Raw genomic sequence first — 14389 nt, forward strand, 5'->3', positions numbered from 1 at the left:
GTTGTTTTTTTGTCTTTCTTGGATTCTGTTCCACTTTATAAATATTGTGAATTTAAAACTTCAAACGAATGATATAAATATAGGAGCCGTTGCTTCTGTTGAGCAACGGCCTTTTCATCTGGTCTTATCCGTCACCCTGACACTGCAAAAAAGAAGATTAGAAAAAAGACGTACAATGTGAATCGCACGCCTTTTTAACCTACAATTATTTTGTTCTGAAAGGTTCACTTACCACGTTTCCCTTTTTATGCATACTTCTTACTTTCCTCATCTTTAAAAAAGCTCTTCATTGCGTGGAAAACGTCAGCCTTTTGCTTAAGAATATAGTACCTGAATTTTTCATTATCGATATTTTTATAAGCTGTCATCAATGTCGAATGACGATTGTATTGATTGACTTCCCCATACCCGAACATATTGGATACCTTCATGAGTTCTTCAACAAGCTTAACGCATCGGACGTTATCTGATGTTAGGTTATCACCATCGGAAAAGTGAAACGGATAGATATTAAACTTCGCGGGGTCATATTTATGATCAATAAGTTCTAATGCTTTTCGGTATACGGACGAACAAATCGTACCGCCGCTTTCCCCTTTTGAAAAGAAATCCTCTTCCGGAACAACTTTCGCTTCAGTATGATGGGCAATGAACTCGATTTCCACCGTCTCATATTTTGTCCGCAAGAAACGGTTCATCCAAAAGAAAAAGCTTCGAGCCATATATTTTTCCCATAACCCCATACTTCCGGAAGTATCCATCATTGCCAGTACAACTGCTTTGGAATCAGGTTTCTGAATCTCATTCCAGGTTTTGAATTTAAAGTCTTCCTTATAAATAGGATGAAAACCTGGGTTCCCCGTTAAGGCGTTCCGTTTAAAAGCCGATATCATCGTTTTCTTTTTATCGATATTTCCCATTAGGCCTGTCTTGCGGATATCGTTGAATTCGATGTGTTCAAGCGTGTGCTCCGCATGTTCTTTCTTCTGAAGATTAGGGAGTTCCAATTGACTGAACAGGGCTTCCTCCAATTCCATCATCGACACTTCAGCTTCATAATAATCCTCGCCGGCCTTGTCACCTGCACCTTGGCCCTTACCGGCCCCGGCATCGGACGGTGAGCCATCCCTTGCGACCACATCCCCCACTTTACTGTCTCCATCGCCTTGCCCTACATGTTTGTTTTTATCATAGTTATATCGAATTTTGTATTCATCCAAGGAGCGAATGGGAATCTTGATAACATCCCGGCCATTTGACATTACGATGCTTTCTTCTGAAATTAAATCAGGCAAATTATTCTTGATCGCTTCCTGCACCTTTTCCTGATGACGTTGTTGATCATCATAACCTTTCCGATGGAGGGACCAATTTTCCTGTGAGATAACATACTGTTGATTACTCTCTTCCGACATTCTCTTCCCCCCTTAAAAATGTTTGCACGCTTTTCATCATTCCTTCATATAATAAGTTAGTGTGGGAATACCCACATCATTCCGGTTTTCCAATGAAAAATACAGTGCGAAAAAACGGATTAAAAGAAAAGTATTACTCTATCTTATGCAGCGATGCAGGATAATTTACAACAAAATTCAATAATGGATGTTTGCCTATGAATTAGACAAGTCCTGACAAGGGCGTTATGGGCCCTTTAAGGTTTTTATTCTAAATGTTACTGCAAAATAAGTATTTCAAGACAAAGAACAGACTTGAAGATTATCAGGTCTGTTCTTTTTTAAAGCAGGTTTTATTTGTCGGATTAAAGGATAACTTAAAATATCTTTTTGAACTTAGCCATGTAATTGATTTGCAAAACAGAGACTTCCAAGGACATCATTAAAAAGAAATGATACAACAAAAAGGGTGTCCCAGTAGTTTTTCTGGACACCCCTTTTAAACAGATAGAATGATTCTGGTTGTGATTTTCGTCAATCTTTATCTTCCTCTATTTCATGTTGAACTGTACCTGGGCGTTTATCCCACTCTTTCAATTCTTCATTCGTCCTTTGATTTTCCATCTGCTTTCCAAGCTCTTTCATCTCTTCATAGTCCTTAGCCATGGAGCTATTTTCCGGAACATGTTCTTTTTTCAATTCCTCTTTACTCATTTGCCATCACCTCTACTTATTGATACCCAATATTTCCAAATCCAAAACGTAACATATCTAATGAAAATATGGGGTATAGATAAAACATTATGAGCAAATGTAAGGAGGTGCAAGAAGTTTGCAAACAACTACCCTTTATGTTAAGGAAGCAACGTCAGAAGGCCCGATTTTAAACCTGGAGTCCATACTTTTGAAAACGGAAGGTGTGGAACGTGCGATCATCGATGTTGATGATGGGGAAATTAAAATCGATCATAGCGAAGACAAACTATCACCGAATCAACTTATTACACTTATTGAGCAGTATGGCTTGAATGTAACTAAATAAAAATCAAAAGCACCGGGCACCCTTCCATTCTGTAGGGCCCGGTGCTTTGTTTCGTTCATTATTTCCATTACTTATCAAATCACCCTTTAGCACCTTCAATAGACGCACCTTATACAAAAGGGAATAAACCCCTGCCCGATATGGGGCAGGGGCAAAAAATTATGGATTACCGATTTAACAAGCTGCCCACATAGCGCAGCAAATCATTGGCTGAAGTCGAATTATATCCGTGCTCGTCGATAAGTCTCGTGATGACCTCGTTCACTTTCTTCAGTTGCCTTTCGTCTGGTGTCTTCGTTGAAGTTGTGATCTTAACGACATCCTTCAAATCCGCGAATAGTTTTTTCTGGATTGCTTCCCGTAAACGATCATGGGAATTATAATCGAATCGCTTCCCTTTACGCGCATATGCAGAAATGCGAATCAATATTTCTTCGCGGAATGCTTTTTTTGCATTCTCGGATATTCCAATTTGCTCTTCTATCGAGCGCATCAATTTTTCATCAGGGTTGATTTCCTCCCCGGTCAATGGATCGCGCAGCCTGGATTTATTGCAGTATGCTTCGACATTATCAAGATAGTTATCCATGAGGATCTTCGCCGACTCTTCATACGAATAAACAAATGCCTTTTGCACTTCATTTTTTGCAATGGCATCGTATTCTTTACGTGCCAGTGAGATGAAATTCAAATACCTCTCCCGAAGTTCGTTCGTAATGGACGGATGCTGGTCAAGGCCTGCTTTTAATGACATAAGTACATCCAAAGCATTAATGGACGGATTTTCCTTACGAATGATCGTAGAGGAAATTCGGTTAATCACGTAACGCGGATCGATTCCGCTCATGCCTTCGTCCTGGTATTCTTTTTTCAATTCAGTGATGTCTGCGGAATTAAATCCTTCGACATTTTCCCCATCATAAAGCCTCATCTTTTTCACTAAATCAATATCGCCCTTTTTTGGATCCTTCAGGCGGGTCATGATGCTGAAGATTGCCGCCACCCTTAATGTATGCGGAGCTATATGAACATCCGAGACATCACTTTCACGGATCATTTTTTCATAAATCTTTTCTTCCTCGGTAACCTTAAGATTATATGGAATAGGCATGACAATGATACGGGAATGCAATGCTTCATTTTTCTTGTTGGAAATGAACGCTTTATACTCCGTTTCATTCGTATGAGCCACGATGAGTTCATCTGCACTGATCAATGCAAAACGGCCTGCTTTAAAATTCCCCTCTTGTGTCAATGATAACAAATGCCATAAGAACTTCTCATCACACTTCAGCATCTCCTGGAACTCCATCATCCCGCGGTTCGCCTTATTCAGCTCGCCATCAAAGCGATAGGCACGCGGATCTGATTCCGATCCGTATTCGGCAATGGTCGAAAAATCGATGCTGCCCGTCAAATCAGCAATATCCTGTGACTTAGGGTCTGAAGGACTGAATGTTCCAATTCCAACACGCTTATCCTCTGAAAGGAAAATACGCTCGACCATCACATCTTCAATCCTGCTTCCATACTCCTGTTCTAACCTCATTACATTCAGCGGCGATAGGTTTCCTTCAATCCGGATGCCATATTCTTCATAAAAATCATCCCGTAAATACTGCGGAATAAGATGCAGTGGATCTTCATGCATCGGGCATCCTTTTATTGCATAAATCGCACCAGAGTCTTTTAACGAATAATTTTCAAGTCCACGCTTCAGTAAAGAAACGAGTGTGGATTTCCCACCTGACACTGGACCCATGAGAAGCAATATCCGCTTACGGACATCGAGCCGTTTTGCCGCCGGATGGAAATATTCCTCGATGAGCCTTTCCAGTGAATCCTCCAGGCCAAACAACTGACCGCTGAAAAAATTGTATTTCTTTGTTCCATTTACTTCCTCTATCCCTGCATCTCTGATCATGTTGTATACACGTGAATGAGCAGATTGAGCAACTAAAGGCGTTTCTTTCAATATTTCTAAGTACTCTGCGAAGGTGCCTTCCCACTTCAGCTTCTGTTCATCTTCTCTAAATTTTTCGATTTTCTTTAAAATATCCATTAAGGAACCTCCCCCTGTCACTTTCAGAGAATACTTAAATCTATGCTCCAAGTCTGACAAACATGTCAGACTTTAAAAAGTGGCCGGGCATTGTTTTGAATCCCCTTTGTATCTCCATGTATCGAAAAAGGCTTAATCATTGAGAAATGATGATAAATATGCCGGCAAGAAAATTTGTGTGCACTCCTGCTAAAAATTAGGGTATACTAAGCCTATACTTAAGTGGGACAATATGGGTAAAAGGAGGTCACAACATGGGCACAGTTATTATTGTTGGAGTTGCTATTACATTTTTAGCCGCTATCTTCACTGCCGGGTATGAAGATAAACCAGGTGTGAAATAAAAAAATAACAGCCTTTTCTTAAATTCCAAAAAGGGGGACAGCAAATTAAATTTGCCGTCCCCTTTTTTGCATCCTCATCAATATAAATAGAAAGAAGCACCTTCGAGGTCATTCAACGAAAGTAATAGCTTATTGGAGCATGACTTTCAATGAAGTGGCTTCATCATTCATCCAGCGTTCTTTTTATCAGTTTGAGATGCAATGTTGTTCTCCATCAATCTTAAGTCTTCATTTACCCTTTGTCCTTGTTCCAAATATTCTGTTTGGAATCCACTCTTTATTGCCCAACTATAAAACCCTAGAGATAAACATGTAATGATGACCATATCCCAGCCAAATGGGATTATGTTTAGTCCACCAAACTTTTCACTGCCTAAGTATGAAACGGTCATCATACAAAGTAAGTAAACAACCATCCAAAGCCCTGCTGAAAAGTTTTGACGGAATCCCTTCCACTTTATTTTTGATTGATAATAGAAATAAACGGGAAGACCAATCATAATGATAAATAATACTTGTCCTGTCAGTGGCCATCTTGCCCAATACAGAACCAAAGAGGCAAAAACAAAGCCCAGTGGTGCAATGATGCTTAATCCTTTTAGACGTAATGGTCTGTATAAATTCTGACCTGTGCGCCTTAATGTCATAACTGTTACTGGACCTGTAATATAAGAGACTAATGTCGCAACCGAGATAACCTCTGCCAAAACGCCCCAGCCTCTAAACATGAATAAAAAGAAGAAAGAAACACCTAGATTAAAAAACATGGCTTGACGAGGGATACCATAAAGTGGATGCAGTTTTCCAAAAACGCTTGGCAAATATTTATTCTTTTCCATTCCATAAAGCATTCGTGACGTTGTCGCCGTGTATGTTATTCCTGTCCCGGAAGGAGAAATAAACGCATCCACATATAGTAAAATAACTAACCAGTTTATGCCTAGAACAATTGCTAAGTCAGCAAACGGTGAATTGAAATTCAAATGTTGCCATCCGTTCACGATCATGGATGGATCCACGGCTCCAATAAACGCAACCTGTAATAAAACATAGATGACCGTTGCAATTAAAATGGATCCAATTACTGCAATTGGGATCGAACGTCCAGGATTCTTTGCCTCACCTGCCATATTAATTGGACTTTGAAACCCATTAAATGCAAAGATGATACCAGAAGTTGCTACAGCAGTAAGTACACTTGCCCAACCATTGGGAGCGATACTTCCTGCAGAGGTAAAATTGGATCCATGAAACCCGGCAAATAAAAGTGACCCAATCGTAAGTCCAGGGATAATAACCTTAAAGACTGTAATAAATGAATTAGCTTTCGAAAACAAACTAACTGTCCAGTAATTCAATAAAAAGTAGACGATCAATAAGGCAGAGGCAATTGCCAAGCCTTCCCCAGTAAGACTTCCGTTTTCTACTAATCCATGTGTCCACCGTGCCCATTCCCATGACCATGAGCTCATATATTGAACAGAAGCGATCGCTTCAACTGGAATTACGGAAACGATTGCAATCCAGTTTGCCCAACCTGCAAGAAACCCTAAAAATGAACCATGAGAGTATTGCGTGTATTTTACCATTCCCCCAGCTTCAGGAAACATAGACCCTAATTCACTGTAAGAAAGTGCGATAAATAAAATAACGACCATCCCGATAATCCAAGAGATAATGGCAGCTGGTCCTGCAATTTGTGCCGCTCTCCAAGCTCCGAATAACCAACCTGAGCCAATTATGGACCCTAGTCCTACCATCGTTAACGAAAATGTTCCCATCTTTCGCTGCAAATTATTCATATGTTCATCACCATGCTTTCCAAAATTATTCCTTTATAAAGGTCTTAAAGTAATTGGATTTATGATTGGTCTCAAGTACATCCAACTGAATCTTAATGTAATTGCTGCATTACATCACCTCTTGTAAAATATTACTTTTTTATAAGAACAAATTTTATTACTTTTAGAAAATACTTAAATCCCATTCCTGTGCCATTTGTTTCAATAACATACTACCTGTTACGCTATTCCCATATTCATCGATGGCAGGTCCGTAAATACCAATGCCACATCCATCTTGAAAAGGCATACCGCTTCTGGCACTTGGAGGAACTAATGCCATAATCCCGCCAGATACTCCACTTTTGGCTGGCACGCCAACAAAAGCCGCAAATTTCCCCGAAGCATTGTACATTCCACAAGTAAGCATTAATGCTTTGGCCAGCTTAGCCACTTTTTTAGGGAGTACTTGTTCTTTACGGATAGGATGGTATCCATCTTGTGCAAGAATCAGTCCAAGCAAGGCTATGTCTTCTGTGGTTACTTCTATGGAACATTGCTTGAGGTAAACCTCTAAAGCTTCCTCTACATCCGATTCTAAATAATTCGTCTCTTTTAAATAATGAGCTAAAGCTCTATTTCTATGGGAAGTTTGCCACTCAGATTGATACACTTCCTCATTGATGGTCGGGCGCTTCCCTAACAAATTTTCAAATAATGCATAGAGAAATTCCAATTTCTTTTGTGAAGAATCCCCTGGGAGAAGCGATGCTATGGTAATCGCCCCTGCATTTATCATAGGATTAAACGGTTTTCCCGGCTTATGCATTTCTAAACGAATTATTGAATTGAAAGCATCCCCAGTTGGTTCCACATCGACCCTCTCTAACACATAAGAAATGCCGCAACCCAAGCATGCGGCTATAAAGCTGAGCACCTTTGAAATACTTTGCAGCGTGAAGGGGACTTCCCAATCCCCTGTCTTCATCATTGTTCCACCAGGCTCAAGTATGCAAATGCCCAATTTCGATAAATGTGCATTTCTCAAAGCCGGTATATAATTGGCGGTTTTCCCTTCAGCAGCAAAGGATCTGTAATGTGCTACCCATTCATCTAAGTCGGCTTTTCTTTGACTATTAACGTGAATGTCATACTCTTTTGACAATTCTTCAATCACATTCTTCCACCTCTTCAGTTGTTGTATCATTATATTTTCTATATGAGCGTTTTACCGAATGCCATCAAGCTTACATGTAATAGATTCGATGAAAACATAATGAATATTCTAAAAATTGTTAAGCGCTTTCAAAAATGTCTATCTAAGATAATTTTAAATTGGGAACTACATAATCATACGAAAACCTACAAAATCAAAAAAATAAAAATCAAAAAAACCGTGATTTTTACACATGTTCCGTTACCATTTTTTGTGGATAGAAAAACAGATTGGTTTTGCCATAATTGGTTATAAGCCGTTCTATTCAGGAACAAAGTAAGCGTTGTATTGAGGCCGATGAAACTGTATACTGATTTTTTAAACAAATTGGGAGGTGACGACTTGAATCTCAGTACGTTAATGAAAAAAGAGGTCAATATCCTTGCTTTGATGTTGTTAACAGTGCCGTTAGCAGGCGAATTGAGTTTTTATCCTTTAAATGAAACGTTCCGGGTAAGTTTTGGTCCGCCTGTACTTTTCTTCTTTTTACTATTATTACAGAAAACTCCTGCCATTTTTTCGGGCTTCCTGACAGGAATAATGGTTGTGGTTTTTCGTATTCTAATAGATTTTTTCATGCATGATAGTTTTTCCTGGGCTTCCGCATTTCAATATCATTTTCCAAGTTTCTTTTTTTATTTCACCTACTCCTTTCTTTTTTATTTAGTGAAAATCAATCGCTTTCAAAACCGATCGTTGATTATTGGATTTATTGGTCTTATTATCGAAATATTGTCTGACTCAATAGAATTGATCTTTCAATATATTGTATTAGAAACAACAATTACGTTAGGTTCACTAAACGAGATGATCATGATCGCATTCGCCCACAGTTTTATCGTTTTAAGCTTTTTTAATATGATGAAACTATATGAAGCACAATCAAGGGAGCGGCAAATCAGAAAACAAAATGAACATATGCTGATGCTCATTTCCAATTTATACGAGGAAACGATCCACTTAAAAAAAACATTAAAAAATGCAGAGAATATTACAAAAAAATCGTATGATTTGTATCGAGAATTAAAAGTACTGGAAAAACGGGAAAAGCAACATCATGTTCATACTGAGCCATATAGTCAAAAAGCATTGCGCATCGCGGGTGAAATGCATGAAGTCAAGAAAGATAATCAACGAATTTTTGCTGGTCTCTCCAAATTGATTTCCAATGAGAGTTTTAAGGATTATATGAATGCTGCTGAACTTTTTCATTTAATTATCCGAATTAATGAAAAGTATGCCTTATCACTAGGAAAGGATATTCATTTCGAATACTCATTAGATGGAACAAACGGTTCACATTATCACGTATATACCGTGTTATCTCTTTTCAATAATTTAGTGGCTAATGCAGTGGAAGCAATTAAAGAAAAGGGAATCGTCCGTTTAAGTTTGTGTGAAATTCGCGACAATGTAGAATTTAAAGTCACTGATACAGGACCTGGAATTCCTCAAAAATATCAGACTGTCATATTCAAACCTGGATTCACTTCAAAATATGATCATTTAGGGACACCTTCAACAGGGATTGGTCTCTCTTATGTTAAAGAAGTCGTAAAAGAACTGGGAGGCGATATCCTGTTTGAGAATAGTTTTAACGGCGCCGTTTTTACAATAAAATTACCCATTCATAAGTTGATCCAGAAAGGATGATTCCATGCGTTTTTTTATAACAGATGATGATTGCGCCATACGTTCAAACTTAAGCCAAATTATAGAGAATGAAGATTTAGGAGAAGTGGTGGAGGAAGCCGAGGATGGAATTCTTTTAGAAGGACATATTTTGAATTTAAAACAAATTGATATATTATTTATTGATTTATTAATGCCCATCCGGGATGGCATTGAGACACTTCGGCATATAAAAAGTACATTTAACGGGAAAATAATAATGATTTCACAGGTTGAATCAAAGGAGCTGATTGGTGAGGCATACTCGCTTGGAATCGATTATTACATTACTAAGCCAATCAATCGTATTGAAATATTAACAGTCATCCGAAAAGTCATGGAACGCATTCATTTAGAAAGATCGATCACAAATATCCAGGCGTCATTAAACAGTGTATTGAATTTTGAACAGCCAAAAGTTGATAAATCCAATAGTTTTCATGAAAAAAGTATAAGAGAGGTCGGTGAATTCCTTTTATCCGAATTAGGGATCGTTGGAGAAAATGGTGCCAAAGATTTAATGGACATGCTTCAATATTTATTTATGTATGAACGGACTTTTACTTTTGGAAAGAATTTCCCCACCCTTAAAGATATCTTTGTAGAAATCACTAAAAAAAAGCTCGGTACATCCGCTTTGCAGGTTGATATCAATCGGGAAATAAAGGCTGCCGAACAACGAATACGCAGAACGATTAACCATTCGTTAAATCATTTTGCTTCGCTTGGTTTAACGGATTTTTCAAATCCTAAGTTTGAAAATTACGCTTCTAAATTTTTTGATTTCACGGTCGTTCGCCAAAAGATGAAAGAACTGCAAAATGATTCAACAATAGTTCTTTCACCTACCCGGGTAAATACAAAAAAGTTCATTCAAGTATTTTATTTCGAAGCGAAACGATTGAATCCTGATGAAATAATTAGATATAAATAATAAACAAAAAACTGCAGAAGCACTAAAACATAAAATCCCCTGAAAGATTTCAGGGGATTTTTGCAAGATTTTATTTTTTCAACAATAAATACATGAAATAAGGAGCACCGATCAATGCAACCATGATACCTGCAGGAATCCCCTCGGGTTCAATCATATTACGGCCTATTGTATCGGCAAGCAACAATAGCCATCCACCAATTAAAATGGCAACCGGAATGAATAGTTGATTTCGAGGTCCTACCAAAGATTTTGCAATATGCGGGGCCATAAGACCAATGAATGCAATGCCGCCTGTAACAGAAACGGCAGCCGCGGCCAGTGCTACAGCCGTGATTAGCAAAACGATCCGCTCCTTTTCAATCGATACACCCACCCCAATTGCGACCGGTTCACTTAAACCAAGCAGATTCAAACGATTTGCTTTATATAAAGTGAATGGAATGAGAATGATTAACCATGGAAGAATTGCCCAAATAAAAGGCCAATCCGTGCCCCAGATATTTCCCGCCAACCATTTTGCGATGAAATCGACTTTGGCTCGTTCAGCAGATGATATGAGGACAATCATCAGGCCTGAAAGCGCCATTGAAAAACCAACCCCGATCAACACTAACCGAACGGGTTCAAGGCCGCTCCTTCTCTTGAATGAGAGGATATATATTAAAAAGGCCGTCAATAACGCACCGATAAAACCGACAAGCGGAATCATATAAACAAACGAACCAGCATCAATCGGGAAAAACAGAAAGAAAGCGGCAATGGCAACACCTGCTCCTGAGTTGATTCCGATGATTCCGGGATCGGCTAAATCATTGCGTGTAATTCCTTGAAGGATGGCTCCCGACAGTGCAAGGGCCATTCCTGCTAAAAGGGTAATGATGATTCGGGGTAATCGGACGGAAAATAATATGAATTCCTCTTTAAATGTCCCTTGCCCGATAAGTGTTGGAATCAGTCGCCCTAAAGAAAGATTCGAATATCCCGAACACGTCCCTATAATGATCGTAATGATAATGAGTGCGGATAACGCACCTACTATCCATCGCTGTTTTTTGACTAAAGCTGACTGGATCATGAAAATGCTTTACCTCCTTTACGCACGATTAGGAGGAAGAAAGGTAAACCTATCATCGCAACAATCGCTACCACAGGTGTTTCATATGGAGAATTGATTGTACGGCCGATCGTATCGGCAAGTAGCATGAAAGTGGCTCCTAAAATCGCGGACATAGGCAGGATGAATCGATAATCCGTACCCACGAAAGCCCGGACCATATGGGGGACCATTAACCCGATGAATACCAAATTTCCAACAAGTGCAACGGCAGCGCCTGCCAGGAGAATGATGACTACAAAGAGAACCGCCTTAATTTGTGTTGTCTTTTGACCTAATCCTACCGCCACTTCTTCACTTAAGCTTAGTATGGTGAGCTGTCTGGAAAAGATAAGGGAGATCAGGATGCCTATTAAAATGAAAGGGACGATTACACGAAGCTGGTCCCATGATGTTCCGATATTCCCGCCTGCAGTCCACATCGATACATCTTTTGATACTTTGAAATATATGCCGACGCCTTGCGAAACGGCAAAAAGGAATGCAGAGACTGCAGCACCAGCCAATACGATCCGTAAAGGAGAAAATCCTCCCTTTTTCATCGCACCGATCCCGAAAACCATGGTTGCCCCCACAGCGGAACCTATAAAACACGCAATCATGATCCCTAAATTATTGGCATTTGGAATGAATGCCAAAGTAATGGCGAGACCTGCATTGGCTCCTGCCGTCAATCCAAGCAGCCCCGGATCAGCAAGTGGATTCCTAGTCATTCCCTGCATGATGGCACCGGAAACGGCAAGTGCTGCACCCACAAAGATTGCCCCCACTTCACGAGGGAAACGGATTTCCCGGATGATTGAAAGCTTTTCACCAGCAGCATTTGATGTCAGTGCTTGCCAGACATCTTTTACGGTAACATCCGCCGCCCCAAATGCCATTGAAATAATGAACATGCCTATGAATAGAGCGATCCCTATGATCAGTTTATATATAAATGGGATGAAACGTTGATTTTCATTAGTCATCTGTCTCTCTCATCTCTTTTTTATAGAATAAAAGGAGAGGAATTGGAATCCCTCTCCCTCGCTGTATTATTTTCCAAGAAAACTTTTGGAAAAGAAGTCTAATTGGTATTCTAATGTTATTGGATCATTGAAGTAGAATTTTTTTGCATCAGCTTCATATAGTTGATTGTTTTTAACGGCAGGTATGTTTTTAAACGTATCTGTTTGTTGGAATGAATTGTCCTGATCTTTGTTATTGCTCAAAATCACATAATCACCGGCATAGTCTTTAAGGACTTCTAATGATAAAGCAAAGTAACCATCTTTCAATGCCGTTTCTTTTACCTTTTCAGGCATGCCCAATTTCATTTCTTGATAAAGGATTTCCGTTCCACGGCCCCAATTATCGCCGTATACATAGAACTGCTTGTCAAACTTTTCAAAAACGGAAACGGTAGCATCTTCACCAATTTTAGCCTTAATTTCATCACCAGTGGTTTTTGCCCGTTTTTTGAAATCATCCACCCATGCTTGGGCTTCTTTTTCTTTATTCAAAAGTTTACCGATTTCTACATGTTGTGTTAAATAGTCCACTTTTCCGTATGTATACGTTACAGTTGGAGCAATTTCCTTTAATTTATCAACATTTTTAATCGTTGATAAACCAATGATTAAATCCGGATTCAACTCGATGATTTTTTCCAGGTTTTCGTCCGTCACTTCTTCGACATCTTTTAGCTCTTTAAAGTTCGGGTTCATTTTAGACCACGAATCAACCCCTACAAGGTTAACATCCAATGCCATTACGTTACCTGCGAAAGAAGATAGTACTAAAACACGCTGAGGATCTGCAGGCACTTCAACAGGACCATTTTCAGATTGGTACGTGATTGTACCTGATTTTTCCTTTTTTGAAGCAGTGCTTTTTTCTTTTTCGGTTGACTCGTTACCGCAAGCACTAATAATTAACACTAACAGCAGAATAAACGGGATCATTATCTTTTTCATTTGTTGTCAAATCTCCTTTTAATAAATTGTATGTGCTGCACATTGGTTTGTTCGTCCGTTGATCTCGTCCGATTACCGCATCAATATGGAATACTTCCTTAAGCACTTCATGAGTGATGACTTCTTCACAATCTCCCGCTTTGACTATTTCCCCGTCCTTTAAGGCAATGATATAGTCGGCAAAGCGAGCAGCTTGGTTTAAATCATGAAGAACCATGACGATTGTACGTTCCTGTTCCACATTCAGCCTCTGTAATAATTCTAGAACCTCCAGTTGATGCGCCATGTCCAAATAGGTGGTCGGCTCATCAAGGAAGATTATTTCCGTTTCCTGGGCAAGGGCCATCGCAATCCAAACACGCTGGCGCTGACCTCCTGAAAGAGCATCAACCGGACGGAACTTGAAGTCTTTCGTGCCGGTCACTTCAAGTGCCCAATCAATCACATCATAGTCTTTTTGGGTGAGACGCCCAAAACCTTTTTGATAGGGAAAGCGCCCATATGATACGAGCTCCCCAACCGTCAATCCGCTTGCACTCTCGGGAGTCTGAGGAAGTATGGCCATTTTTCTTGCAAGGATCTTAGTGCTTTCTTTTGAAATATTCACCCCATCCAAAACAACCGAACCTGATTGATTTGGAATGATCCTGGTGATCGCTTTCAAAAGTGTCGATTTCCCACAACCATTTGAACCGATGATCGTTGTGATTTTTTTATCCGGAATTTTCACACTGAGATCTTTTACAATTAAACGTTCACCATAACCAATTTCTAAATTCTCTGTATATAGGCGAACCATTTTTCAACCTCCATTTACTGAAAAATAGGTAAGTAAAAAGTCAAATGAAAATGATTATCATTATCCATTACTTA

Annotated in this window: 12 protein-coding genes; 3 read left to right on the top strand and 9 right to left on the bottom strand. The window is 39.3% G+C overall.

Going from position 1 to position 14389, the window contains the following annotated elements; genetic code table 11:
- Positions 1 to 245 precede the first annotated feature (245 nt).
- Both yhbH and BW986_RS10675 read right to left on the bottom strand, forming a co-directional pair.
- On the bottom strand, positions 246 to 1415 hold the full coding sequence (gene yhbH / locus BW986_RS10670) for a sporulation protein YhbH (RefSeq protein WP_076367698.1): 1170 nt from the start codon (positions 1413 to 1415) through the stop codon (positions 246 to 248).
- 513 nt (positions 1416 to 1928) lie between these two features.
- Complete coding sequence (locus BW986_RS10675) at positions 1929 to 2108, bottom strand: hypothetical protein (protein WP_063235975.1); 180 nt, start codon at positions 2106 to 2108, stop codon at positions 1929 to 1931.
- Positions 2109 to 2226: 118 nt separating this feature from the next.
- On the opposite strand from BW986_RS10675, the gene BW986_RS10680 reads away from it, so the two are divergent.
- Positions 2227 to 2436, top strand: a complete 210-nt coding sequence (locus tag BW986_RS10680; protein WP_063235974.1) for a hypothetical protein — start codon at positions 2227 to 2229, stop codon at positions 2434 to 2436.
- Positions 2437 to 2602: 166 nt separating this feature from the next.
- Here BW986_RS10680 and BW986_RS10685 read toward each other — a convergent pair whose 3' ends face one another.
- From BW986_RS10685 to BW986_RS10695, 3 genes are all read right to left on the bottom strand, one after another.
- Positions 2603 to 4498: a PrkA family serine protein kinase gene (locus tag BW986_RS10685; RefSeq protein WP_076367699.1), complete on the bottom strand. Its 1896-nt coding sequence runs from the start codon at positions 4496 to 4498 to the stop codon at positions 2603 to 2605.
- A gap of 511 nt (positions 4499 to 5009) precedes the next feature.
- On the bottom strand, positions 5010 to 6644 hold the full coding sequence (locus tag BW986_RS10690; protein WP_076367700.1) for a glutamate/serine transporter AimA: 1635 nt from the start codon (positions 6642 to 6644) through the stop codon (positions 5010 to 5012).
- Between the two features lie 163 nt (positions 6645 to 6807).
- Positions 6808 to 7797 (bottom strand): glutaminase, encoded by a 990-nt coding sequence (locus BW986_RS10695; protein ID WP_397222064.1) that lies wholly within the window; start codon positions 7795 to 7797, stop codon positions 6808 to 6810.
- Between the two features lie 432 nt (positions 7798 to 8229).
- Between BW986_RS10695 and BW986_RS10700 the strand changes: the two genes are divergently transcribed.
- Together BW986_RS10700 and BW986_RS10705 are read left to right on the top strand one after the other, a co-directional pair.
- The gene (locus BW986_RS10700; protein WP_076368023.1) at positions 8230 to 9492 is read left to right on the top strand and encodes an ATP-binding protein; all 1263 of its coding nucleotides are present in this window, start codon (positions 8230 to 8232) and stop codon (positions 9490 to 9492) included.
- A gap of 4 nt (positions 9493 to 9496) precedes the next feature.
- The gene (locus BW986_RS10705) at positions 9497 to 10444 is read left to right on the top strand and encodes a response regulator (protein ID WP_076367701.1); all 948 of its coding nucleotides are present in this window, start codon (positions 9497 to 9499) and stop codon (positions 10442 to 10444) included.
- A 70-nt stretch (positions 10445 to 10514) separates the two neighbouring features.
- Here BW986_RS10705 and BW986_RS10710 read toward each other — a convergent pair whose 3' ends face one another.
- The 4 genes from BW986_RS10710 to BW986_RS10725 form a co-directional block, all read right to left on the bottom strand.
- The gene (locus BW986_RS10710) at positions 10515 to 11522 is read right to left on the bottom strand and encodes a FecCD family ABC transporter permease (protein WP_076367703.1); all 1008 of its coding nucleotides are present in this window, start codon (positions 11520 to 11522) and stop codon (positions 10515 to 10517) included.
- Positions 11519 to 12529 carry a FecCD family ABC transporter permease gene (locus BW986_RS10715; RefSeq protein WP_076367705.1) on the bottom strand — a complete coding sequence of 337 codons (1011 nt, stop codon included), beginning with the start codon at positions 12527 to 12529 and terminating at the stop codon, positions 11519 to 11521. Before BW986_RS10715 ends, BW986_RS10710 begins: the two co-directional genes overlap by 4 nt.
- A 66-nt stretch (positions 12530 to 12595) precedes the next feature.
- Complete coding sequence (locus tag BW986_RS10720; protein WP_076367707.1) at positions 12596 to 13516, bottom strand: iron-hydroxamate ABC transporter substrate-binding protein; 921 nt, start codon at positions 13514 to 13516, stop codon at positions 12596 to 12598.
- On the bottom strand, positions 13467 to 14315 hold the full coding sequence (locus tag BW986_RS10725) for an ABC transporter ATP-binding protein (RefSeq protein WP_076367709.1): 849 nt from the start codon (positions 14313 to 14315) through the stop codon (positions 13467 to 13469). The genes BW986_RS10720 and BW986_RS10725 overlap by 50 nt, the downstream gene beginning before the upstream one ends.
- Positions 14316 to 14389: the final 74 nt, after the last annotated feature.

The organism is Peribacillus simplex (assembly GCF_900156045.1).
Lineage (GTDB): Bacteria > Bacillota > Bacilli > Bacillales > DSM-1321 > Peribacillus > Peribacillus simplex_D.